16 protein-coding genes are annotated in these 22,369 nt (G+C 58.3%); 9 read left to right on the top strand and 7 right to left on the bottom strand.

What is annotated here, in order from left to right:
- Positions 1-108 precede the first annotated feature (108 nt).
- On the top strand, positions 109-1,296 hold the full coding sequence (locus ATO7_RS06895) for an acyl-CoA desaturase (protein ID WP_206044815.1): 1,188 nt from the start codon (positions 109-111) through the stop codon (positions 1,294-1,296).
- Positions 1,297-1,300: 4 nt separating this feature from the next.
- Here the strand turns inward: ATO7_RS06895 and ATO7_RS17185 are convergent, their stop codons facing one another.
- From ATO7_RS17185 to yihA, 3 genes are read right to left on the bottom strand one after another with little or no spacing between them, the layout of a single operon-like run.
- Positions 1,301-2,290 (bottom strand): sensor domain-containing diguanylate cyclase, encoded by a 990-nt coding sequence (locus ATO7_RS17185; RefSeq protein WP_083560788.1) that lies wholly within the window; start codon positions 2,288-2,290, stop codon positions 1,301-1,303.
- Between the two features lie 39 nt (positions 2,291-2,329).
- Complete coding sequence (locus ATO7_RS06885) at positions 2,330-3,670, bottom strand: MATE family efflux transporter (protein WP_206044814.1); 1,341 nt, start codon at positions 3,668-3,670, stop codon at positions 2,330-2,332.
- The gene (gene yihA, locus ATO7_RS06880; protein ID WP_083560786.1) at positions 3,667-4,302 is read right to left on the bottom strand and encodes a ribosome biogenesis GTP-binding protein YihA/YsxC; all 636 of its coding nucleotides are present in this window, start codon (positions 4,300-4,302) and stop codon (positions 3,667-3,669) included. The genes ATO7_RS06885 and yihA overlap by 4 nt, the downstream gene beginning before the upstream one ends.
- 83 nt (positions 4,303-4,385) lie before the next feature.
- Here yihA and ATO7_RS06875 point away from each other — a divergent pair, with 83 nt between their 5' ends.
- The 8 genes from ATO7_RS06875 (at position 4,386) to polA (ending at position 15,869) form a co-directional block, all read left to right on the top strand.
- On the top strand, positions 4,386-5,018 hold the full coding sequence (locus tag ATO7_RS06875) for a c-type cytochrome (protein ID WP_083560783.1): 633 nt from the start codon (positions 4,386-4,388) through the stop codon (positions 5,016-5,018).
- Between the two features lie 37 nt (positions 5,019-5,055).
- Positions 5,056-5,694 carry a thiol:disulfide interchange protein DsbA/DsbL gene (locus tag ATO7_RS06870; RefSeq protein ID WP_083560782.1) on the top strand — a complete coding sequence of 213 codons (639 nt, stop codon included), beginning with the start codon at positions 5,056-5,058 and terminating at the stop codon, positions 5,692-5,694.
- Between the two features lie 9 nt (positions 5,695-5,703).
- Positions 5,704-6,600 carry a M14 family murein peptide amidase A gene (locus ATO7_RS06865; protein WP_083560781.1) on the top strand — a complete coding sequence of 299 codons (897 nt, stop codon included), beginning with the start codon at positions 5,704-5,706 and terminating at the stop codon, positions 6,598-6,600.
- Complete coding sequence (locus ATO7_RS06860) at positions 6,600-8,324, top strand: autotransporter assembly complex protein TamA (RefSeq protein WP_083560778.1); 1,725 nt, start codon at positions 6,600-6,602, stop codon at positions 8,322-8,324. Before ATO7_RS06865 ends, ATO7_RS06860 begins: the two co-directional genes overlap by 1 nt.
- On the top strand, positions 8,321-11,734 hold the full coding sequence (locus ATO7_RS06855) for a translocation/assembly module TamB domain-containing protein (RefSeq protein WP_083560776.1): 3,414 nt from the start codon (positions 8,321-8,323) through the stop codon (positions 11,732-11,734). Before ATO7_RS06860 ends, ATO7_RS06855 begins: the two co-directional genes overlap by 4 nt.
- A 69-nt stretch (positions 11,735-11,803) precedes the next feature.
- The gene (gene lptM, locus ATO7_RS17245; RefSeq protein ID WP_146680185.1) at positions 11,804-11,929 is read left to right on the top strand and encodes an LPS translocon maturation chaperone LptM; all 126 of its coding nucleotides are present in this window, start codon (positions 11,804-11,806) and stop codon (positions 11,927-11,929) included.
- On the top strand, positions 11,929-13,179 hold the full coding sequence (gene lysA / locus ATO7_RS06850) for a diaminopimelate decarboxylase (RefSeq protein WP_083560775.1): 1,251 nt from the start codon (positions 11,929-11,931) through the stop codon (positions 13,177-13,179). The genes lptM and lysA overlap by 1 nt, the downstream gene beginning before the upstream one ends.
- Positions 13,176-15,869 (top strand): DNA polymerase I, encoded by a 2,694-nt coding sequence (polA, locus tag ATO7_RS06845; RefSeq protein WP_083560772.1) that lies wholly within the window; start codon positions 13,176-13,178, stop codon positions 15,867-15,869. Before lysA ends, polA begins: the two co-directional genes overlap by 4 nt.
- A 204-nt stretch (positions 15,870-16,073) precedes the next feature.
- Here polA and gyrB read toward each other — a convergent pair whose 3' ends face one another.
- From gyrB to dnaA, 4 genes are all read right to left on the bottom strand, one after another.
- The gene (gene gyrB / locus ATO7_RS06840; RefSeq protein WP_083560769.1) at positions 16,074-18,500 is read right to left on the bottom strand and encodes a DNA topoisomerase (ATP-hydrolyzing) subunit B; all 2,427 of its coding nucleotides are present in this window, start codon (positions 18,498-18,500) and stop codon (positions 16,074-16,076) included.
- Positions 18,501-18,527: 27 nt separating this feature from the next.
- On the bottom strand, positions 18,528-19,664 hold the full coding sequence (gene recF / locus ATO7_RS06835) for a DNA replication/repair protein RecF (RefSeq protein ID WP_083560767.1): 1,137 nt from the start codon (positions 19,662-19,664) through the stop codon (positions 18,528-18,530).
- Complete coding sequence (gene dnaN / locus ATO7_RS06830) at positions 19,631-20,731, bottom strand: DNA polymerase III subunit beta (protein ID WP_083560764.1); 1,101 nt, start codon at positions 20,729-20,731, stop codon at positions 19,631-19,633. Before dnaN ends, recF begins: the two co-directional genes overlap by 34 nt.
- Positions 20,732-20,973: 242 nt before the next feature.
- On the bottom strand, positions 20,974-22,284 hold the full coding sequence (dnaA, locus tag ATO7_RS06825) for a chromosomal replication initiator protein DnaA (protein ID WP_146680184.1): 1,311 nt from the start codon (positions 22,282-22,284) through the stop codon (positions 20,974-20,976).
- Between the last annotated feature and the right edge of the window lie 85 nt (positions 22,285-22,369).

Here is a 22,369-nt window from a genome sequence, read left to right as displayed (position 1 = left end):
CCGGGTGATTATGCGCGATTGCGCGAGGCTTCACGGAAGCTTCAAATATACAATCGTATAATCATCGCTTCGGCTGCGCGCCAAAACCTGTGACCACCGCGGAATCCAATGACTGAACGCCTTAAACGCTCCGTTGACCCTTCCAGCCTGCCCATGTTCTCGCTGTTCATTGCCATGCATGTGGCCTGTTTCGCAGTGTTTCTGACGGGCGTTAATCCTGTCGATATCGCGATCTGCCTGGGCTTTTTCTGGTTGCGCATGTTCGGCATCACGGCCGGATATCACCGCTACTTTGCCCACCGGGCATACAAAACCAGCCGTGTGTTCCAGTTCATTCTCGGCTTCATCGCGCAGAGCTCACTGCAAAGCGGGCTGATCTGGTGGGCCTCCAAGCACCGTGATCACCACAAGTTCGTAGACACCCCCAAGGATGTGCATTCGCCGCGCGAGTACGGTTTCTGGTTTGCCCATCTGGGCTGGATCTTCAACCAAAAGGCTCAGCACAGCGACTACAGCAACGTGCCTGATCTGACCCGCTACCCGGAACTGGTCTGGCTCGACAAATACCACTGGTTGCCCGGTGCGCTGTTTGGCGTGGCCATCTGGATGGTCGCCGGCTGGTCCGGTCTGGTCATCGGCTTCTGCCTCTCAACGGTGCTGCTGTGGCATGCCACTTTCGCCATCAACTCGCTGGCTCACGTCTACGGCAAGCAGCGTTACCTGACCGGGGACGACTCACGCAACAACTGGTGGCTGGCCCTGCTCACCCTGGGCGAAGGCTGGCACAACAACCACCATTACTACATGGCCTCTGTGCGCCAGGGCTTTTACTGGTGGGAAGTCGACATCACCTACTACCTGCTCAAAGGCCTGCAGGTGCTGGGCCTGGTGCATGACCTCAAGGAACCGCCGGCGCATGTGCGCGATGGGCAGCGCAAGATTTCACCGGAAATCCAGGAACGTATCGCCGGCCGCCTGGCCCAGACGTTCTGCATCGACAGCATGGTCAAAGATCTGCGCCTGCGCTGGGAAGAAGAGAGTGCCCGTGGACGCGTAGCCTGGGACGAATTCCGCCAGCGCCTGTCGCTGGCCATCGATCAGGCGGTGGTTGAAGGCCGCGAGTCACTCGACCAGCTGCATCTGCCGGAACTGCCCAGCCTGGATGAAATGCGCAGCAAGGCCGAAGCCATGTTCGCGCGCTCGCCAGCCATGGACGACATCATCGCGCGAGCGCGCATACAGCTGGCCGATGCACTCAATCGCAACCTGATGCGCACAGGGCCACTACCGGTCTGATTCTTCAGGCGCGGGCTGCCTTGCGCCGCGTCTTCATCTGATACATGACTTGATCAGCGCGACGGATCAACGCCTCTGCGTCGCCTTCATCAGGCGACGCGCTCACCACACCGATACTCGCGCCTGGGTAATCGAGCACGATCTCACCGTCCATGAATATGCCTTGAATGGCCTGTTCCAGACGCTGAGCCAGTTCTTCGGGCTGATCACCGATCGCGATCACCACAAACTCATCGCCGCCATAGCGGCCCACCACATCACTGGCGCGCACGCTTGCGAGCAGACGGCTGGCGATATGCACGAGAAAACGATCACCAACCGCATGGCCGAACTGATCGTTGATCGGCTTGAAACCATCCAGGTCAATGAACGCCAACTGAACAACCACGCTCTCACGGCGCGCATGCGCCAGCATCCGGCCTAAGGCTTCATACAAACCACGCCGGTTGGCCACGCCGGTCAGGGTGTCGGTGGTCGCGCGCGAGCTCAATTCCTGATTGCTTTGGCGCAGGCGCTCAAGCAGCGCCTCACGCTCAATCTGCTGGGCAATCAAACGAGCAAAAAGGGCCAGCACATTGAGTGTTGCAGGCATCACGTTTACACAGTCACCACTGGCTGCGCACAGTGTTCCGTAAAGGGTGCCGTCGGCCGTGTGAACGGGCTGACTCACATAGGTTTTTATACCCAACGTGCGGGCCGCATCAGAATCGCCCCAACGGCTGGCCACGTCGCTGGCATAAGGCTGCCCCTGGTCCAGCGCGCGTTTGCACAAGGTGTCGCCCCATGGCACCGAGAGACCTTCCGGAATCTGCAAAGCGTGGCTGTTGCGCGCGTACAGAATGTGCTGCACCCCGCGATGCTCATCGATGGTCGTAAGATAGGTCGACTGCAGCCCGGTCACTGTTTCAAGCAACTCGAGCATAGGCCGGGTCAGGCTTTCCAAATCGTAAGACTGCGCGACCTGATCAGCCAGTCGGTTAAGCAGGAGTTCCATTGCCGTAACGTTCGTCCTATGAACAGTTGGGTGGCGCGCTCAGATCTGGATGTGCTGCCAGCGGCGGCGTTGCCACACCCATGCAAAGATGCCCGCCTGAAGGGCACGATACACGTTCATGGCCAGCCAGATGTCGAGCAGGCCGTGACCCAGCACCGGTCCCAGCAGATAGGCCAGTGGCAGGAACACCAGCCACTGCATGCCGACGCCGACAACCATCACAACACCACTGGCGCCAACCCCCAGCAGGGCCTGCATCAGGATCAGCCCGATGCCATCGATAAGAATACCGATGCCGACCAAGCGCAGCGGCCACACGCCCAGCTCAACCAGGCTGGGGTCGGCCAGAAACAGGGCCAGCACGTGACGGGTTGGTACCAGCATCAGCAGGCCCAGGCCGATGAACACAATGCTGCCGACCCGGCTGACATCCCAGGCCCAGCGGTAGGCATCATCCGGGTCCTCGCGCCCCAGCGCTTGACCCGACAGCGTGGCCGCAGCCATACCGAAACCCATGCCCGGCAATATCGCCACCAGGGTGATGTTGATCAGCACATTGGCCACCGCCAACTCGCGCACACCAACCTGGCCAATGATCCAGAACAACACGGCGAAGCCACCGGCAAATAGCACCTGCTGTATTGATGCCGGCAAGCCCAGACGCAGCAACCCGGCCATCTGCTCGCGCGAGGGCATGCGCTCGAGAAAGCCGCTGCTGCGGGCATGCCGCAAAGCCAGGTAAAAGTAGATGCCGGTGCCGATCATCATGCTGATCGCTGTGCCCAGCCCGGCGCCCTGAGTGCCCAGCGCGGGAAAGCCGAAATGCCCGAAAATCAGCGCGTAATTCAGGAACACGTTGATGACATGCATGATCACCAGGGTGCGCATGTACAGGCGGGTCTGACCGACCGCACTCCAGAAACCGCGAAACGCGAAGTTCATGCCCACGAAGATGATCGCCAGCACCCGCATCTCGAAATACTGCGCGCCCTCCCGGGCCGCGTTGGCATCGCTGAGCAGGGCCGCAACGATCGGCGCTGCCGCAAACCACAGCAGAATACTCACCGGAATCCCGTAAACCAGCGCAACCAGCAGCCCGCCGTTGAGCGAAACCGCGCTGTTACGCGAATCCCCGGCACCCACCCTGCGTGCTGCCAAGGCCTGAACCGCCGACGACATCCCGGTCACCGCAGCCACCGACAGGAATGCCAGAAAGCTGACCATGCCAACGCCAGCCAAGGCTTCCGCACCAAGCCGGCCGACCATGGCTGTATCGACCAGATTGAGAATGTTCTGCGAGGTCATGCCGCCGATGATCGGCAACGCCAAAGCCAGGATCTCGCGGCGCCGCTGGCCCGTCACCGCCACTTTGAATGTCACGAAGCGGCAACCTCGCCGCGCAGCAGGTCTGAAATGCGCGCCCGCGCCTCATCCACCCCCTGTTTCGCGGTGGCCGAGAACAGCTGCGCGGTATACAGCGGGTTTTGCGCTTTGAGCTCTCGCTCTATCTGAAATAGCGCTTGCTTTGCCGCATTGCGGCTGAGCTTGTCGGCTTTGGTCAGCAACACATGCACCGGCAGAAAGCGCGGCGTAACCCAGTTGAGCAGCTGCTGGTCGAGCTCCCCCAGACCACGCCGGATATCCACGATGAGCACGACTGCGGCCAACTCATCACGATGACCGAAATAGCGCTCGATCAAATTGACCCATTGCACCTTGATGGCCTTAGGCGCTGCAGCGAAACCGTAACCAGGCAGATCAGCCAGATGGCCAACCTCGCCCAGCGTGAACAGGTTAATCAGCTGTGTGCGTCCGGGTGTTTTACTGGTCCGGGCCAAACTGTTCTGCCCGGTTAGCGCGTTCAGCGCGCTCGACTTTCCAGCATTGGAACGTCCGGCAAAGGCGACCTCACGACCACCGCGCGGCAGGTCCGGCAAACGCGCCGCCGACAGCACAAAAGCCGCGCTGCGCCACAGGCGCGCAAGTTCTGCGTTTCTCGCAGCTTCACTCATAGGTTAAAATCTCGCATCTTCATCACAATAATTGAAAAACCGGTGGCCGTGGTCACCGCGTTGCTATTAGGAGTTTCTTCACGATGACGCGCGTTTCGCTGGTGACGGCCCTGATCCTGGGTCTGGGATGCACAACGGCCATGGCCGCTGAATCTTCGCACGCTGCCCAGGGCGGCGACGCTGCTGCCGGCAAAACTAAGTCGGCCGTGTGTGCAGCCTGCCACGGCGCGGATGGCAACAGCACGAATGGCGAATGGCCGAAGCTTGCGGGTCAGCACGCAAGTTATCTGGAAAACCAGTTGCACGCCTACAAATCCGGCGAGCGCAAAAATCCGATCATGATGGGCCAGGTGATGTCACTGTCCGACCAGGACATGAAGGATCTGGCCGCTTATTTTGCAGCACAGCCGCTCAAACCGGGTGTCGCTAACCCCGATCTGGCCAAGCAGGCTGAAGCGCTGTACCGGGGCGGTCGTGCCGAAGCCGGTATCCCGGCCTGCTCCGCGTGTCATGGGCCGCAAGGTGCCGGGAACGCCGCTGCCGGCTATCCGGCGATCCACGGTCAGCATGCGCAATACACCGCCGCACAGCTCAAGGCTTACCGTAGCGGTGAGCGGGCGGGAACCGACATGGCCAAGATGATGTCACAGGTAGCCACCGAGCTGAGCGACGCGGACATCGAAGCCCTGGCTTCCTACTTGTCCGGTCTGCACTGATCGCTCGTCGTTGAACACATCTACGGGATTCCAATACATGTTTCGCCAGTTACTGATAGTTGCCTGCGCCGCACTGCCCATCGCGTGCAGCGCTGCGGAAGAAGCCAAGTACCGCTACAAGGAGCACTATCAGCCGTCGCGTTCGGCCATCAGTGACCCGAATCCCAGCCAACCGGATGTGTTCGAAATCTTCTGGTACGGCTGCCCGCATTGCTATCACTTCGACCCATTGGTCGAGACGTGGAAAGGCGGTAAAGCGGATGACGTCAATTTCCAGCGTCTGCCATTCTCGTTGGGCCGCCCGCAGGGTCTGCTGCACAGCCGTGCGTTCTACACCGCGGAAAGTCTGGGCATTCTCGACAAGATGCATCCGATTCTGTTCGCCGCGATTCACGAAAAGCGCAACCCTCTGGCTTCAGAGGCCGCCATTCAAAAGGTGTTCGTGGATGAAGGTGGCGTCATGCCAGACGTGTTCAGCGAAACCTTCAACAGCTTTGCCGTTGAAAGCAAAGTGCAGCAGGCCGAAGCAACGATCCGCAAACTGGGCCTGAATTCTGTTCCGGCCATGAGCGTGGATCTGAAATACTGGACCGGTGGTCGCGAGGCCGGCGGTTTCCAGGGCATGCTGGATGTGGTCGATTTTCTGACCGAACAGTCACGCGGCAACAGCAAGTAACGGTCGCGTATGCCAGCGGTCCCGGCTAGCCGCTCGGGCGGACGGCTACGCGCCCCCCTGTTTGCATTGCTCAGCCTGTGCGCGCTAACCGCACAGGCTGAGTCGTCTTTGCCGGACACTCAGGCCCGCGAGCATTGCCAGAAATATGCTGACCGGCTGGGCAGTGTGTATGTCAGTGACTGCCAGGACGACCGCTTTTACTTCAGCGGCCATTCTTCGGTCTCCGGTGAGCCGATTCTTCTGCGCGATTTCCCCGCGAGCCAGGCCGACGCCCCACGGGTGTTGGTGGTCGGCGGCATTCATGGCGACGAGCTGAGCTCGATCAGCATCGTGTTCGCCTGGATGCGCGAGCTGAAAACGCTCACTCCGCAGCCGTTTCACTGGCGTATTACGCCGAGCATGAATCCGGACGGTCTGTTGCGCCCCGATGCACAGCGCACCAATGCCAACGGGGTCGACCTCAACCGCAATTTTCCAACCCCCAACTGGGAAGAAGAATCGCGCAAATACTGGGTTGACCGCACACACCGTAACCCCCGTCGCTATCCTGGTCCCGAACCACTTTCGGAACCCGAGTCGCGCTGGCTGTTTGCGGAAATCGAGAAATTCCAACCGCACGTGATCGTGGCCGTTCATGCGCCTTACGGCATCGTCGATTTTGATGGCCCATCCATCCCGCCGAAGAAGTTGGGGCATCTCTACCTCAATTTGCTTGGTACCTATCCGGGCTCATTGGGTAATTACGCAGGCGTGGTCCGTGGCATCCCGGTGGTCACGGTGGAATTGGCATCGGCCGGCAGCATGCCCAGCGCAAGGCAGCAAGACAAAATCTGGCAAGATTTGTTGACCTGGCTGGACGAAAAGATCAACCAGCCCACCCAGCACGCAGCCAAAGACACACCCTGATGTTGTGGAGCGCGCCAAAACGCTGGCGCTGCAGCAGCGCCTTGTTGCTGGCAATGGCCCTGAACACCGCCCAGGCCAACGTTCAGATTGAAGGGCTGGACAAAGCCCAACGCGACAATGTCGTGGCTTGGCTGAGCTTGTCACGATTACCCGAAGATGCCGCCCGCAGCGTGGTGTTTAGACGCTTCCGTCAAGCCGACAAAGAAATACACAGCGCGCTGCAAGCCTTGGGTTATTACAGCCCTCAAATCAATCGCAAACTCGATTTCGGCGAGGGCCAATGGCAAGCCCGTTTTGATATCGATGCGGGGCCGCGCACGCAGGTGCGCAGCACCACGATCCGTTTCGTCGGGCCGGGTGCGGATGCATTGCAAGCCCGCTATGGCCAGGACGGCCTGACTGACCTGCCTCTGCATCACGATAAGTATCGCGCACTCAAGGACCGCTTGCTCAATGTGGCCGTGAATCGCGGCTACATAGATGCCGAAATCAGTCGTGCCGAGCTTCGCATTCACCCTGAGGAAGCGGCGGCGGATATCGAACTCGAAATCAACACCGGCCCACAATTTCGCTTTGGTCAGATTCAGATCGAGCAGGACATCCTTTCGGACGCTTTTCTGCGCCGCTACGTAAAGATAGAAAGTGGCGATGTTTTCGATGCAGACAGGTTGCTTGAACTGCAGTTACGGCTGTCCGATCTGGATTATTTCCAGACCTTGGATGTGTCCACAGGCAGGCCGGACGAAGAACAGGCCGTCATCGATATCGATATCCAGACCACACCAAGAAAACCGCAGCGTTATCAGCTTGGGCTGGGTTTTGGCACGGATACCGGGCCTCGTGCGTCTCTGGCCACCGAGTTTCGCCACCTCAACAAGCGCGGTCACCGTTTGCGCAGCGATCTGCGGGTGGCCGAAAAGCAGCAGGACTGGAGTGCCCGTTACCTGATCCCGACAGGCAACGAGGTCGGCACAAACTGGTCGCTAAAAGTCGGCTACACCGCAGAGGAGTTCGGCGACGCCAAATCGGAAGCCTGGCAGTGGCAATTGGCGCTGACCGAGGTCAGCGGCCCGCGTCTTTGGCAGTACTACACCGGTTACGAAATTGAATCCTTTCGTGTCGGCGAAGATCCGCGCAGCGAGACAAAATTGCTGATGCCCGGCACCAGTCTGACCCTGCGACGCACCGACAGCGACTTGAATCCGCGCCGTGGTTACAAAGTTTTTGCCGATGTTCACGGTGCCCACAGCAGCGTGGTCTCAAGCGACAGTTTCTTGCAAATGCTGGTACAAAGCCGGTTGATTCTGCCGCTGGGCAGCAAGAGTCGTCTGTTGCTGCGCGGCCAAGCCGGTTACAGCATCGTGGGCGAGATCTCCGAATTGCCACTGTCCCAGCGATTTTTCGCCGGTGGCGACCAGTCGGTGCGCGGCTATTCCTATCAATCACTGGGACCAACCAACGACGAGGGTGAAGTGATTGGCGGCCAGTATCTCAGTGTCGCCAGCATCGAGTTGGACAGGCTCGTGTTTCGCAATTACGGCCTGGCTTTGTTCTTCGACTACGGCGGTGCCAGCGACCAGCCTGGCGAATCTTTGTATCGCGGCGTTGGTGCCGGGCTCCGCTGGCGCACCGCTATCGGTATGGTTCGCGCCGACTTCGCCCACCCGCTGGATGGCAATGAGCGCGGGATTCGCCTGCATATCGGCATCGGAGCCGAGCTGTGATTCGCTGGCTTTTGTACCGCTTTATACCGTTTTATGTACTGCTGACCGCAGTACTCGCAGCCATTGTGTTGATCACCTCCGAGACGGGTCTGCAATGGCTGTGGAAGCAAGCCCAGCCGTATCTCCCGGCAGCGCTCAATATCGATCGCGTCAGCGGCCGCCTGATCGGCCGAATCCAGGTCGAGGGGCTGGCATACCACAGTGAAACACTGGATGTTTCGGCCCAGCAGGCTTGGGTCGACTGGTCTCCGGCGGCCCTACTGCGTGGCCGTATTCAGCTCAATGAGGTGGTTTTGGTCGGTGCTCAAATCGATACGCGACCGGCCACCGATCCGCCACCAGCAACACCGCGAGCGGCGAGTTTGCCTGAACTGCCTAACGCCACCATCAGCGCATTGAAATTGCGTGACGTGCGCTACCTCAGCAACGGTCAGAAGGTGATCACGGTAAATCAGGCCCAGGCCCAAGCCACATTGTCCGATCAAAGCCTGCGGATGACGCTGGAGAACCTGGATCTGAGCGACTACGGGCAGTGGCAGGCACAACTTTCGGCTCAGATTTCGCCGCAGCAAATCATCGTTGATGAACTGACCGTTCAGGGGCTGCATAGTGAGCCACTGTATCTTGCAGCTGATGCCATATGCCCATGGCCAGCCCTGGACTGCGACGCCAATCTGAGCTGGAACGCCGTGCGCTGGCCGCTGGATAGCAACACGTGGTCCAGCCCCAGTGGCGAAGCCAAGTTAGCCTTGATTGAGCAAAAGGCCCACGCCCTGATTGATGCCGAACTGGACGGTGAACAGTTGCCGTCGTCACGCCTTTTCGTCACCGTGCGCAGCCCGGACGTGGACGGCGAGTGGTCCGTTCAGGGCCAATGGGACCAGATTCCCGATCGTTCCCGCCCGGCAGACCAAGAACCAGCCCAGATCAAGTTGGATGTGCTGTACAACGCAGCCTCACAGAAACTTAAGGCCACATTGGATCTGGACCGTGTAGATACCGCGCTGTGGGCTGAGCAGTGGCCATCATCCCTGAACGGTCAGGTGATCGCACATGTCGATATGAGCAAGGGATTCTCGGCCCAGTTCCCACGTATCAAGCTGGATGGCAGCTTGCGCAACCAACCCATACAGCTGACCACCCATGGCGCTTATGCCAGCCCGCAAGATTGGTACGCCCAGCAGCTCAAGCTGAACTGGGCCGATGCACAACTCAACGGACATGTGCGGCGGGCCCAACGTTGGCAAGGCAATCTGCAGCTGCGCGCACCGGATCTGGCCAAGCTGGATGAACAACTTCAAGGGCGTGTCAGTGCCAACATTGCGGTCAGCGGCAGCGATGCACTGCCAACGCTTAACTGGACGCTCGACGGGCACGACATACAAGCCGCCGGTTTCAGTCTTGCGCGCCTGGCGTCAAAAGGCGATGTGTCTGCAAGCCGTGTTGACCTAACCCTGTTAGCCGAGGATCTGTCCGGATCCGGCTTGTATCTGGAGCAGCTAGAGCTGAGCAGCAAAGGACACCTGGACAACATCCGCAGCCAACTCACCGTGGTCGAATCGCGCGCCCAAGGCAGCCTCGGTTTCAACAGCACCTGGGACAAGCGCAAACAGCAACTGCGCGTCGAGCTAAGCCAGGGTGAATGGCGTTTCGGCCCGGCGCCGCGCCCGCCATTTATGGCCTGGACGGCTGATCCCGGGGCCAACTTGAGGTGGTCGAAATCTAATGGACTGACGCTCAGCCGGCACTGCTGGCGGAGTCGCGATGCCGCGTCTTGCCTTGAAGGAAGCTGGGATACACGTCAGGCCAGCGCCAAACTTGAGTTGCGCGGATACAACCTCAATCGCCTGCGCCGCCTACTGCCACCCGGTAGCCGCATTGATGGCGAGGTTGAGCTGGATCTGGCTCTCGCGCCATCACCGCTGGATCAACCCAAGGCACGGTTGTCCCTACGGACCAGCGACATCCAGATTGCCACTCGTCAGGAGCAGGACGACGTCCCACTGCTGACCTTGCTACCCGGTGAACTGCGTGCCAATACGCAGGGGCTGGCGGTTGATGCGCAGTGGGATTTTCCATTACAGCTGGATGATGGTCGCCCGGGCGGCTTTAGCGGCCGTTTCAAACTGGATACGCAACAGGCTTTGGATGGTCAGATGCGGGTAAGCCTTGATGATTTGTCGGTGGTGAGCGCCTTTGTTCCGGAAGTGCTGAGCGCGCAGGGTGCGATCAACGGTCAACTGCGCCTGCAAGGTTCGCTTGCAAAGCCGGCGCTGGGTGGCGATATCTTGCTTGATGACGGTCGTTTTCACCTCGACACTCCCGATATCCATCTGCAGCAAACACGCATACGCTTGAGCGGCGGTGGCGACAATACCCTGGATCTTGAAGCTTCCACACACTCCGGTGACGGACACATGCAGGTTCTTGGCAAGGTCGATTGGTCCGCTGCTCAAGCTCAGGTCAATGCCAGCGTCAGCGGCGAGAACTTTCTGGCGGTGGATATTCCGGAAGCACGGGTACTGGTCAGTCCGGACCTTAAGCTGAAAGTATCGCCGCCGCGTCTCGACCTGTCAGGTCGGATCACTGTCCCCAGCGCGGATATTCGTCCGCGTGAGATCAGCAGCCGCGGTGCCATAGCACCGGACGCGGACCAGATTATTGTCGGCCAGGACACGCAAACCCGCAGCGGTCTTCAGGTTCACAGTGAAATTGAGTTGGTGCTGGGGCGCAAAGTCCATTTTGAAGGACTTGGGCTGACCACGGATCTGGATGGTCGGCTGAAAACACGCCTGCGGCCGGGACGCGCAGCCACCGGCGAAGGCGATCTGCGCCTGCGTGACGGGCGTTACAAAGCCTATGGTCAGAACCTGCAGATCGAACGCGGGCGGCTTATTTTCAGCGGCGGGCCACTCACCGAGCCTGGGCTGGATATCAAGGCCTACCGGCAGGCCACCACAGACATTCGTGCCGGGGTCATCGTCCGCGGGCCTTTGGACAAACCGCAGGTCAGTCTGTATTCCGAACCTGGTATGCGGGAAACGGATCAGCTCAGCTATCTGGTGCTTGGGCGTGCTGCAGAAGCACGCAGCGAAGATGATCAGGCCATGCTCAACAATGCGGCGCTGGCTTTGGGACTGAAAGGCGGCGATTTCCTGGCCAAGCGCTTCAAAGGCAAACTGGGGCTGGACGAGGTCTCGATCGGCACCCAGCCCGGCGAACAAGCCAACCAGGCCAGTCTGGTGCTCGGCAAGTATCTCAGTCCGGATATTTACGTCAGCTATGGCATCGGGCTGTTCGAGCCGGTGTACACCTTCCGCCTGCGTTATCAGCTTTCAAGCAAATGGAGCTTGCAGACCGAATCCGGCGTGGAGTCGGGTGGGGACCTGTTCTACACCATCGAACGCTGATCTGCGGCGGATGCCGCAAACGATGGCTGTCCGTACAATAGAGGGCTGTTTGTCGTAGACCCGCTGCCGGTGCGTCTCATACTTCTGCCTATCCTCGTGATCGTGTACTTGCTTGCCGCCTGCGGACAGAGCGGCGATCTGTACCTGCCGGAAAGCCCCGCAACCACCACAACACCAGCCCCACAGGACCACTGATGGATCATTTCGATTACCGCGACGGCGATCTCTACGCTGAAGATGTCGCGGTCCGTGACCTTGCCGAGCGTTACGGCACGCCTCTGTTTGTTTACTCTCGGGCAACGCTGGAGCGCCATTTCAAGGCGTTTGACGATGCGCTGGAAGGGGTCGACCATCTGGTTTGCTACGCCGTTAAAGCCAACAGCAACCTCGCAGTGCTGAACGTGCTTGCGCGTTTGGGTGCGGGTTTCGACATTGTCTCTGCTGGCGAGCTGCAGCGTGTTCTGGCAGCTGGCGGTGATCCCGCCAAGATTGTTTTTTCCGGCGTCGGAAAGCGCGTCGACGAAATTGAGCTGGCGCTTAAGGCCGGTATTCGGTCGTTCAATGTGGAGTCGGAAGCAGAGCTTGAACGACTCAGTGATATCGCAGCCCGTGCAGGCGTTCGCGCCCCGGTTGCGCTGCGGGTCAATCCGGATGTCGATGCGAAAACGCATCCCTACATTTCCACCGGCCTGAAGGAGAACAAATTCGGGATTGATATGAGTCAGGCCGAGCGCCTGTTTCTCAAAGCCAATGAGCTGCCAGGATTGAAAGTCAGCGGCATGGACTGCCACATCGGCTCGCAGCTGACCGAACTGCAGCCTTTGCTCGACGCCATGGGGCGCATGCTGGAGTTGGTTGATCGACTCGGCCAGCGCGGGGTGGAGATACACCATCTCAATGTGGGTGGTGGTTTGGGTATTCGCTACAACAGTGAACAACCTCCTCATCCTTCCGATTATGCGCGTGCGCTAACGCCGTTGCTGGGCGGTCGCAAGTTGCAGATTCTGATGGAACCGGGCCGGGCCATTGCCGGCAATGCCGGCCTGTTGCTGACGCGGGTTGAATACCTCAAGCCTACGCCTCACCGAAATTTCGCGATTGTCGATGCCTCCATGTCCGAGTTGATCCGGCCAACGCTGTACAACGCGTGGCAGAACATCGTACCGACGCACAAGAACCGGCAGGCCACAACAAAAACCTGGGATATCGTAGGCCCGGTTTGCGAGTCGGGTGACTGGCTCGGCAAGGAACGTGAACTGGCCATCAGCCAGGGCGATCTACTGGCCGTCCGCTCGGCCGGTGCTTACGGCTTTACCATGAGCTCAAACTACAACTCGCGGCCACGCCCGGCCGAAGTCATGGTGGATGGCGCTCAGGTTCATCTGGTCCGCGAGCGAGAGAAAGTTGAGCAACTCTTTGAATTGGAAAAGGTTCTTCCGAAATGAGTGCGATCATCCTGGTTGACGGTTCGTCCTGGCTGTACCGCGCCTTTCATGCGCTCCCGCGACTGACCTCACCGGATGGTCAACCCACTGGCGCCATCTTCGGCATGGGCAACATGCTGCAGAAGCTGCTCAAAGACTACGACCCGCAACACATCGCGGTGATTTTCGACCCGCGCGGCAAGACCTTTCGCCACGAGCTGTACGCTGAGTACAAAGCCAATCGGCCGCCGGTGCCGCCGGAACTGTCCGCACAGTTCGAGCCACTGTGTGAATTGATCGATGTGTTGGGTCTGCCGCGTCTGCAGGTTGCCGGGGTTGAAGCCGACGATGTCATTGCCACACTGGCCAGGCAGGCGGCGGAGGATGGCCGCGAGGTCCTGGTGGTCAGTGGCGACAAGGATCTGGCCCAGATGGTCAGCCCCCAGGTGCAGCTGCTCGACACCATGAAGGGCACCCTCTACGACGCCGACGGCATCAAGGAAAAGTACGCGGTACGCCCGGATCAGATCGTCGACTGGCTGGCCCTGATGGGTGACAGCTCCGACAATGTACCCGGCGTGCCCGGGGTGGGTGCGAAAACCGCGGCCAAGTGGCTCGCAAGCTACGACACGCTGGATGCGATCATCGAGCATGCCGATGAGATCAAGGGCAAGATTGGCGAGAAATTGCGCGCCCATCTTGATCAACTGCCGCTGTCGCGCGAGCTGGTCACCGTCAAGGATGAACTGGAACTGCCAACCGGCATCGACAGCCTCACGCGTAAAGCGCTGGACAGCGATGGCTTTGCCGCCTTTGCGCGCCGATTCGGCTTCAATCGTTGGGTGGAACAGGTTGCCGGGGGAGGCTCGGTACGCGCCGCCAAGGACAAAGCGCCGCAGCAGCACATCGAGGTTGAAACGGTACTGGACGAAGAAGCCCTGATCACGCTCAGGGATGCGCTCAAGGCCGCCGAGCTATTCGCGGTGGACACCGAAACCGACAGTCTGGATCCGCAGCAGGCGCGGCTTGTGGGACTGTCATTCGCCACCGCCGACAATAAGGCCTGGTACTTGCCCGTTGCACATGACTATCTCGGCGCGCCGCAGCAACTGCCCCTGGATACGGTACGCAACGAACTGGCCGAAGTGCTGGCGGACACCTCGCGGGCCAAAATTGCCCAGCACGGCAAATACGACATGCATGTGCTGCGTCGCCATGACATGCCGCTGCGCGGTGTGGCCTGGGATACCATGCTGGAATCCTATGTGTTGAATGCCACAGCCAGTCGCCATGACATGGATTCGCTAGCGCGCTTTTATCTTGATCGTGACACGATCAGCTTCAAAGACATCGCGGGCAGTGGTCGCAAGCAGCTGACCTTCAACCAGATTGATCTCGACAAGGCGGCCGAGTACGCCGGTGAAGATGCCGCGGTCACCTTCGCACTGCACCAGCGCATCGGTGGCGAACTGCAGGCCGACGACAAGCTGCTCAAAGTCTATCGACAGATCGAGCAACCGCTGATCGAGGTGCTCGCGGCCATCGAGGCCAATGGGGTGCTGGTCGATCGCAACTTGCTTGCCCAGGCCAGTGGCGAATTCGCCGAGCGCATGGACGAGATGGAACGCCGTGCGCACGAGATCGCCGGCGCACCGTTCAATCTGAATTCGCCAGCCCAGCTCAAGGACATCCTGTTCGATCAGCTGGAATTGCCGGTGCTGAGAAAGACACCCAAAGGCGCTCCGTCAACGGCCGAGGATGTGCTGCAGGAGCTCGCCGATCAGCACGAGTTGCCGCAGATGATCCTGGACTGGCGCGGGTTGGCCAAGCTGCGTTCGACCTACACCGAAAAGCTGCCGGGCAACATCAACCCGCACACCGGTCGGGTGCACACCTCCTACCATCAGGCGGTCGCAGCGACCGGGCGGCTGTCGTCATCCGACCCCAATCTGCAGAATATTCCCATTCGCAACGACGACGGTCGACGCATCAGACAAGCCTTTGTGGCGTCTGAAGGCCAGCGCATCGTCGCGCTCGACTACTCCCAGATCGAGCTGCGCCTGATGGCGCATATGTCCGACGATGCGAGCATGAAGGATGCGTTCCTGTCCGGCCAGGACATTCACAGCCGGACCGCCAGCGAGGTGTTTGATATCCCGCTGGATCAGATCGAAAGCAGCCATCGGCGTGCTGCCAAGGCCATCAATTTCGGCCTGATTTACGGCATCTCTGCGTTCGGGCTGGCCCGCAATCTGAGTATTGCCCGCAGCGAAGCACAGAGCCATATGGAGCGCTTTTTCAATCGCTATCCTGGCGTCGCCGAGTATATGGAACGGTGCAAGCAGCAGGCCCACGACAGCGGATATGTCGAAACCCTGTACGGGCGGCGACTCTATCTGCCGGAAATCAATGATCGCAATGGCAGCCGGCGCCAGGCCGCCGAGCGGGTCGCGATCAATGCGCCGCTGCAAGGCACAGCGGCGGACATTATCAAGCTGGCGATGGTCGACATACACCAACAGCTTGAAGGCCAGCAGGCGGTGCGCATGATCATGCAGGTGCACGATGAACTGGTCTTCGAGATCCGTGAAGACGCGGTTGAGCAGTGGTTACCCAAACTGCAGCAGCGGATGGAAAACGTCGCCGAACTGAGCGTACCATTGAAAGTCGAAGGCGGCGTCGGCAGCAACTGGGATCAGGCCCACGGCTAGGACCTAAACAGCGAGCCGACAAACGGTCGAAAAATCGCGGCTAACGCGGAGGAACTTTTCCTCGCACCCCCAGTCATAGATACCGAACGCTGCAACGGCGTTCGCATCCGCCTCCACTCCCTGGGCGGACATGCCATCCGGTTCCCCCAAACCGGAGTCAGACGCCTCAGCGGTCTCCCCAATCGCTGAGGCTTTTTTTAATGCCTAAATATCGATGTTTTCCGCGAGCAGGGCGTTCTTTTCGATGAAATCGCGCCGCGGGTCGACCTGATCGCCCATCAGGGTGGTGAAGATCTGATCCGCCGAAATGACATCCTCCACGCGCACCTGCAACAGGCGGCGGGTAGCCGGATCCAACGTGGTTTCCCACAGCTGATCGGGATTCATCTCACCCAGGCCTTTGTAGCGCTGGATGTTCAGACCTCGGCGGGCCTCTTTGGCCAGCCATGCCACAGCCTCTCTCAGGTGCGTCACAGCCTGTTCGCGCTCACCACGACGTACGACCGCACCGTCACCCCAGATCGCCTTTATACGCTCACCCAGGGCCGTTATGCGTTGGTATTCAGCGCCACTGAAGAACTCCGTGGGCCAGTTCACGTAGTGATCGCTGCCGTGGCTGGTGCACACGGTCTGAAACGAGAAACGTGACTCCGCCGTCGCAGCCACCGCGTTGACGGTATAGGCGTGCGTTTCAGGCGCGTGGATACGCAACTGATCCTGCAATTGCTGGGCCCAGGCCTCCAGACCCACCGGGTCGTGCTGGGTTTTCTCATCCAGCTTGGGCATGTCGCGCAACACTTTGAGGACGTATTCGTCGTAACGTCGTGTCATACGGCCGATGATGTCGTCCACATTGTTGATTTCATGCAGCAAGTCGTTGAGATCATCGCCTTCAATTGCATCAGCACCGGCTGCAGGCACCAATGAGGCGTTGTTGGTGGCCGAATCTCGCAGAAAACGTTCGAGCTCAGCGTCGTCTTTGACGTAACGCTCTGATTTTCCTGCCTTTACCCGATAAAGCGGGGGCTGTGCGATGTATACGTGGCCGCGTTCCACCAGCGCGTACATCTGGCGGTAGAAAAATGTCAGCAACAGGGTTCGGATATGCGCACCGTCAACGTCGGCGTCGGTCATGATGATGATGCGGTGATAACGCAGCTTTTCGGGATCAAACTCATCGCGACCGATACCGCAGCCCAGAGCCGTAATCAGCGTGCCGACTTCATCCGACTTCAACATCTTGTCGAAGCGGGCTTTCTCCACGTTAAGAATTTTGCCTTTGAGCGGCAGGATCGCCTGAAAATGACGATCACGCCCCTGTTTGGCCGAACCGCCGGCGGAATCACCCTCGACCAGAAACAGTTCTGATTTAGCCGGGTCGCGCTCACGGCAGTCGGCAAGCTTTCCGGGCAAGCCGGCAATGTCCAGCGCCCCTTTACGACGCGTCATTTCACGCGCTTTGCGTGCTGCCTCACGGGCTCGCGCAGCGTCAATAATCTTGCTGGCAACAACCTGCGCTTCCTTGGGGTTTTCATCCAGGAATTCCTGCAGCTTGCCGAACAGCACAGATTCCACCAAGGACTTAACATGCTGTGAAACCAGCTTGTCCTTGGTCTGCGAGGAAAACTGCGGGTCTGGCACCTTGACCGAAACAATCGCTGTCAGGCCTTCACGCGAGTCATCGCCACTGGGTGTGACTTTTTCTTTGCGCGCCAGACCTTCCGCTTCAATGTAACTGTTCAGGCTGCGTGTCAGAGCACCACGAAATCCCGCAAGGTGCGTACCACCATCGCGCTGCGGGATATTGTTGGTAAAGCAGAAGACATTTTCCTGGTAGGTGTCATTCCACTGCATGGCCACCTCAACCGTCGAACCCTCACGCTCTTCGGTGAAGTGAAACACCGTCGGATGCAGGGCCGTCTTGCCCTGATTGAGATGTTCTACGAAGGCACGAATACCGCCCTCGTACTCGAAGACATCTTCCCGCTCGCCCGCTTCTTCACGCAAGCAGATACGTACACCGGAGTTGAGGAAAGACAGCTCGCGCAGACGTTTGGCAAGAATGTCGTAATGAAATTCCACATGGCCAAACATGGTTTCGCAGGGGCGGAATGTAATTTCCGTACCGCGACGCGTGGACTCACCCACAACTTCAACCGGTCCCACGGGCACACCATCACGATATTCCTGGCGGTGATGCTTGCCTTCGCGGTGAATGTCCAGGCGCAAGGATTTGGACAAGGCATTAACAACCGAAACACCCACACCGTGCAGACCACCGGAGACTTTGTACGAGTTGTCGTCAAATTTCCCACCGGCATGCAAGGTGGTCATGATCACTTCCGCCGCGGACACACCGGCTTTTTCATGAATGTCCACGGGGATACCGCGACCGTCATCTTTAACCGTGATGCTCTGATCAGCGTGAATGATGATTTCAATCGTGGAGCAATGCCCGGCCAAAGCCTCATCGATGGAGTTATCAACCACCTCAAACACCATGTGGTGGAGGCCTGTTCCATCTTGCGTGTCCCCGATGTACATACCGGGCCGCTTGCGGACGGCTTCCAGCCCTTCGAGGATTTGGATGTTCGAGGAATCGTAGTTGGCGTTCGCGTCAGAGGCTGTCATTCGACCAAAAACCCTTGCAAAAACAAATTATACCATCGCTTCGATCGAGCCATGTTTCACGTGAAACATTTTCGCAACCTTGTTCCATTCATCAGGAATCTGGTCAGCGTCGAGCGCTGTCACGAAGATCTGGCCTGAGTAGCTTTTCAAGAATTCATACAGCGTGGCGCGCGCACCTTGCCCCAACTCCGACCCGAGATCATCGATCAGAAGTATCGGCGAGATACCGTTACGTTGGGCAAAATGCTGTGCTTGCCCCAGCAACATCGCAGTAATCAGTAGTTTCTGCTGACCACGCGACAAACTGTCCCGAGCCGCATGGCGCTCCACACTGACACGGATTTCCGCACGATGAGGGCCGCTCTGGGTAAATCCTCGTTCAACATCCTGACTTAACTGTTTGGCGTACTGCTCCTCAAGACTGCTGTCTGCAAGCCACCCCGAACGGTATTGAATGCGAAGGCCATGCTCTTCGCCTAGAAAACACGTAAGCAGGTGGTTAATCAGCGGCAGTAGTTCCTGAAACACTTGCCGTCGAAATTGATCCACCTTCAATGCTGCAGAGACCAACTCACGTGTCCACGTTGGGAGCATGGCGTGCTGAGCAGTGCGAAGCAGGGCATTGCGCTGTTTAAGCGCCCTCGAGAAGCGCCGCCATTCTTCGTGGTAAGCGTGTTCCACGTGAAACACTGACCAGTCAAGAAAACGCCGTCTTAGCACTGGCCCATCTTCTACTAACCGGTGTTGCCCAGGCTCCAGCACAAGAACGGGACACGCCCGCGCTAGCTCACTGAGCTTGATGCCAGTGTCTTGGCCTAATTTCACGCGGGTCGCGTCTGCGGTCTTCAAAATGCCTACGGGCAATCGTCCATGCGCATTCTGAACCTGTGCTCTGACAACACACTGATCACGTTCGTCTTGAATAAGGCGACGTGAATTCGCAGTGCGAAAACTGTGCCCTCGGCCCAGGAGATATATCGCTTCAAGCAAGCTGGTTTTGCCGGCGCCATTATCGCCGATAAACACATTGCGCTTGCTATCCAGTGACAGTTCTACGCGTTCAAGACACCGCAGCCCTTGTATCGAAAGGGAGTCCAGGTACACAAGCTGTTTCGTGAAAGCCTGCTGACCTACAGCCTCATCGGCATGATCACGTATTTGCATTGATCATTGCCGGGTTCAAGCAACAAACCACTGTGATCCGGCGTAGAAAGTCCCAAGCTGTACTGTTCGGTGCTTAGTGCAGACAGGGCATCAAGCAGGTAGTTGACGTTGAATCCGATACTGAGCTTTTCGCCGACATACTCGACTTCCAACTCTTCTTCGGCTTCTTCGTGCTCGGGGTTATGTGTCTGCAACTTCAAAGACCGGTCTTCGAGAAGCAGGCGTACACCGCGGAATTTTTCATTCGACAAAATCGCCGCGCGCTGAAGTGCTGCACGCAGCTCGTCGCGATCACCGGTGACCCATTTGTCGCTTTGTGTGGGAATCACACGCTCATAATCGGGGAAGCGTCCTTCAATGAGCTTGCTGGTCAGGCGGATATTGCCAAGATGGATCTGTAACGCGTTGTCGGTGAAATTAAACTGCAGATCACTGCTACCGGCACCAAGCAAGCGTTGCAGCTCGGTCACCCCTTTGCGTGGCACGATGATGCTGGTTTTTTCGCTGTTACCGCCTGCGATCTCGACTTCGGCCATGGCCAGGCGGTGCCCATCGGTCGCAACGCTGCGAATGACTGAATCAGCAAATTCAAAGTACAGACCGTTGAGGTAGAACCGAACGTCCTGCTGTGCCATTGCGAATTGAGTGCGCTGAATGAGTTCCGACAGTTGTTGTCGTGTGAGCGCCAATTGCCGTCCGGCGTCCAAACCGTCTTGCGCTGGAAATTCTTCAGCCGGCAAGGTTGCCAGAAGGAACTTACTGCGACCGCTCCGAACGCGCAGGCGATTGCCATCCATCTGGAATTGAAGTTCTGAGCCGTCAGGCAAACCGCGGCAAATGTCGTGCAGCTTTCGTGCAGGAACAGTTGTACGTCCTGAGGCCTCACCATGAACCAGGGTGTCAGCACGCAGTTCTAGCTCCAGATCGGTGCCGGTCATACGCAGCTGGTTGTCGTCCAACTCTAGCAACACGTTGGAAAGCACGGGCATGGTTTGACGTCGCTCAACGACGCCAATGATGGCCTGAAGGGTAGAGAGTATGTCGTCTCGGTTTGCGCTGAACTTCATCTTAATCAATATAAATATATCTTCCTTATCTTGTTGTTATTATTGTTGTAGGCGCGGGTTTGCCTTGTGGACAACTAAGTTAAGGTTTTGATTTTAAATAAATTTCTTATCTGGCCAAGATGTGCTTACGTGACCGGAAAAAGACCCTTGTCATCTGTGGATAAGCTGTGTTGTGAATTGTACAGTTTTGCCGCTTTTGCGTTGTCCATGGCTTATCCACAGTTTTGTTGATGAGTTAACCACTACTGATTCAAACTGCGCAGCAAGGTTTTGAAATCTTCTTCAATTTGATGCTGATCGTTGCGAAGTTCGGTGACCTTGCGGCAGGCGTGCAGGACTGTGGTGTGGTCGCGGCCACCGAAGGCATCGCCAATCTCTGGCAGGCTGTGTCGGGTGAGCTCTTTGCACAACGCCATGGCGATTTGCCGGGGCCGGGCTACTGTTTGCCGACGGCTCTTAGAGATCAGATCGTCACGCCGAATGCCATAGAAGTCAGAGACCTTCTTCTGAATATTCTCGATGGTGATGACTTTGTCGTGCGAGCTGAGCATGTGGCGCAGGGCCATGCGAGCGAAGTCGACGGTGATGGGGTCGCCCGTCACGATGTGGTTCGCCTTGAGCGTTTTCAGCGCGGCCTCGAGCTCACGCACATGTGAGCGAATACGCTCGGCGACGAAGAAAGCCACATCCTCATTGAGCTGTATGCCTTCGAGTTCGGCCTTCTTGAGCAGTATGGCCGCCCGTGTTTCCAGCTCCGGCGGTTCGACAAAGACGGTCATGCCGCCGGCAAAACGGCTTTTCAGTCGCTCATCGATGCCATCGAGCTCACGTGGGTACTTGTCACTGGTCATCACGATCTGATGACCGTCTTCAAGCAAGGAGTTGAAGGTGTGGAAGAACTCTTCCTGGGTCCGTTCCTTGTTGGCGAACAGGTGAATATCGTCGATCAGCAAGGTGTTAACGGTGCGGTAGAAATCCTTGAACTCGTTGATCCGGTCGTGGCGCAGGGCGTTGACCATGTCGTGCACGAAACGCTCTACGGCAAGAAAAACCACGCGAAAGTTGGGGTTGTTTTCACGCAGTGCGTTGCCGATGGCGTGCATGAGGTGAGTTTTGCCCAGTCCGGTGCTGCCGCAGATCAGCAGCGGGTTGTAGGCCTGACCGGGGTTGGCCGCGACCTGTTCGGCAGCGGCTTTGGCGATCTGGTTGGACTGGCCACGGACAAAATTGTCGAACACATACTTGGCGTTGAGCCGACTGCCCTGGAACGGGTTGCGCGCCGTGTTGCCTTTCTTGGCGGGCTCCTCGCTGTCATCGCCAACTCGCACGCGTACTTCCTGAATACGCCCGCCGGTGATGTCGCGTAGGGTTTCGAAGATCCGATCCTGATAGCGCCCTTTGACCTGCTCAAGCACCACTTGGTTGGGCGCCACCAGTTCAAACCATTGACCGTGATTGATGCCTTTGAGCGGTCGCAGCCAGGTGTTGATGTCGGTCTCCGAAAGGTCGGATTCCAGCCAGCGAATGGTTTTGTTCCAGATCGATTCAGTCACAGCGTTGTCGTGGTCTTGGGTTGCTGGGGAAACGCGCATCTTGACAGCTCAGCGCTTGGCTAAGAATGACTTGCGCAAGGTAGGC

This window comes from Oceanococcus atlanticus (genome assembly GCF_002088235.1).
In the GTDB taxonomy this organism is placed as follows: Bacteria; Pseudomonadota; Gammaproteobacteria; order Nevskiales; family Oceanococcaceae; genus Oceanococcus; species Oceanococcus atlanticus.
This window is presented reverse-complemented; position numbering and strand designations above follow the sequence as displayed.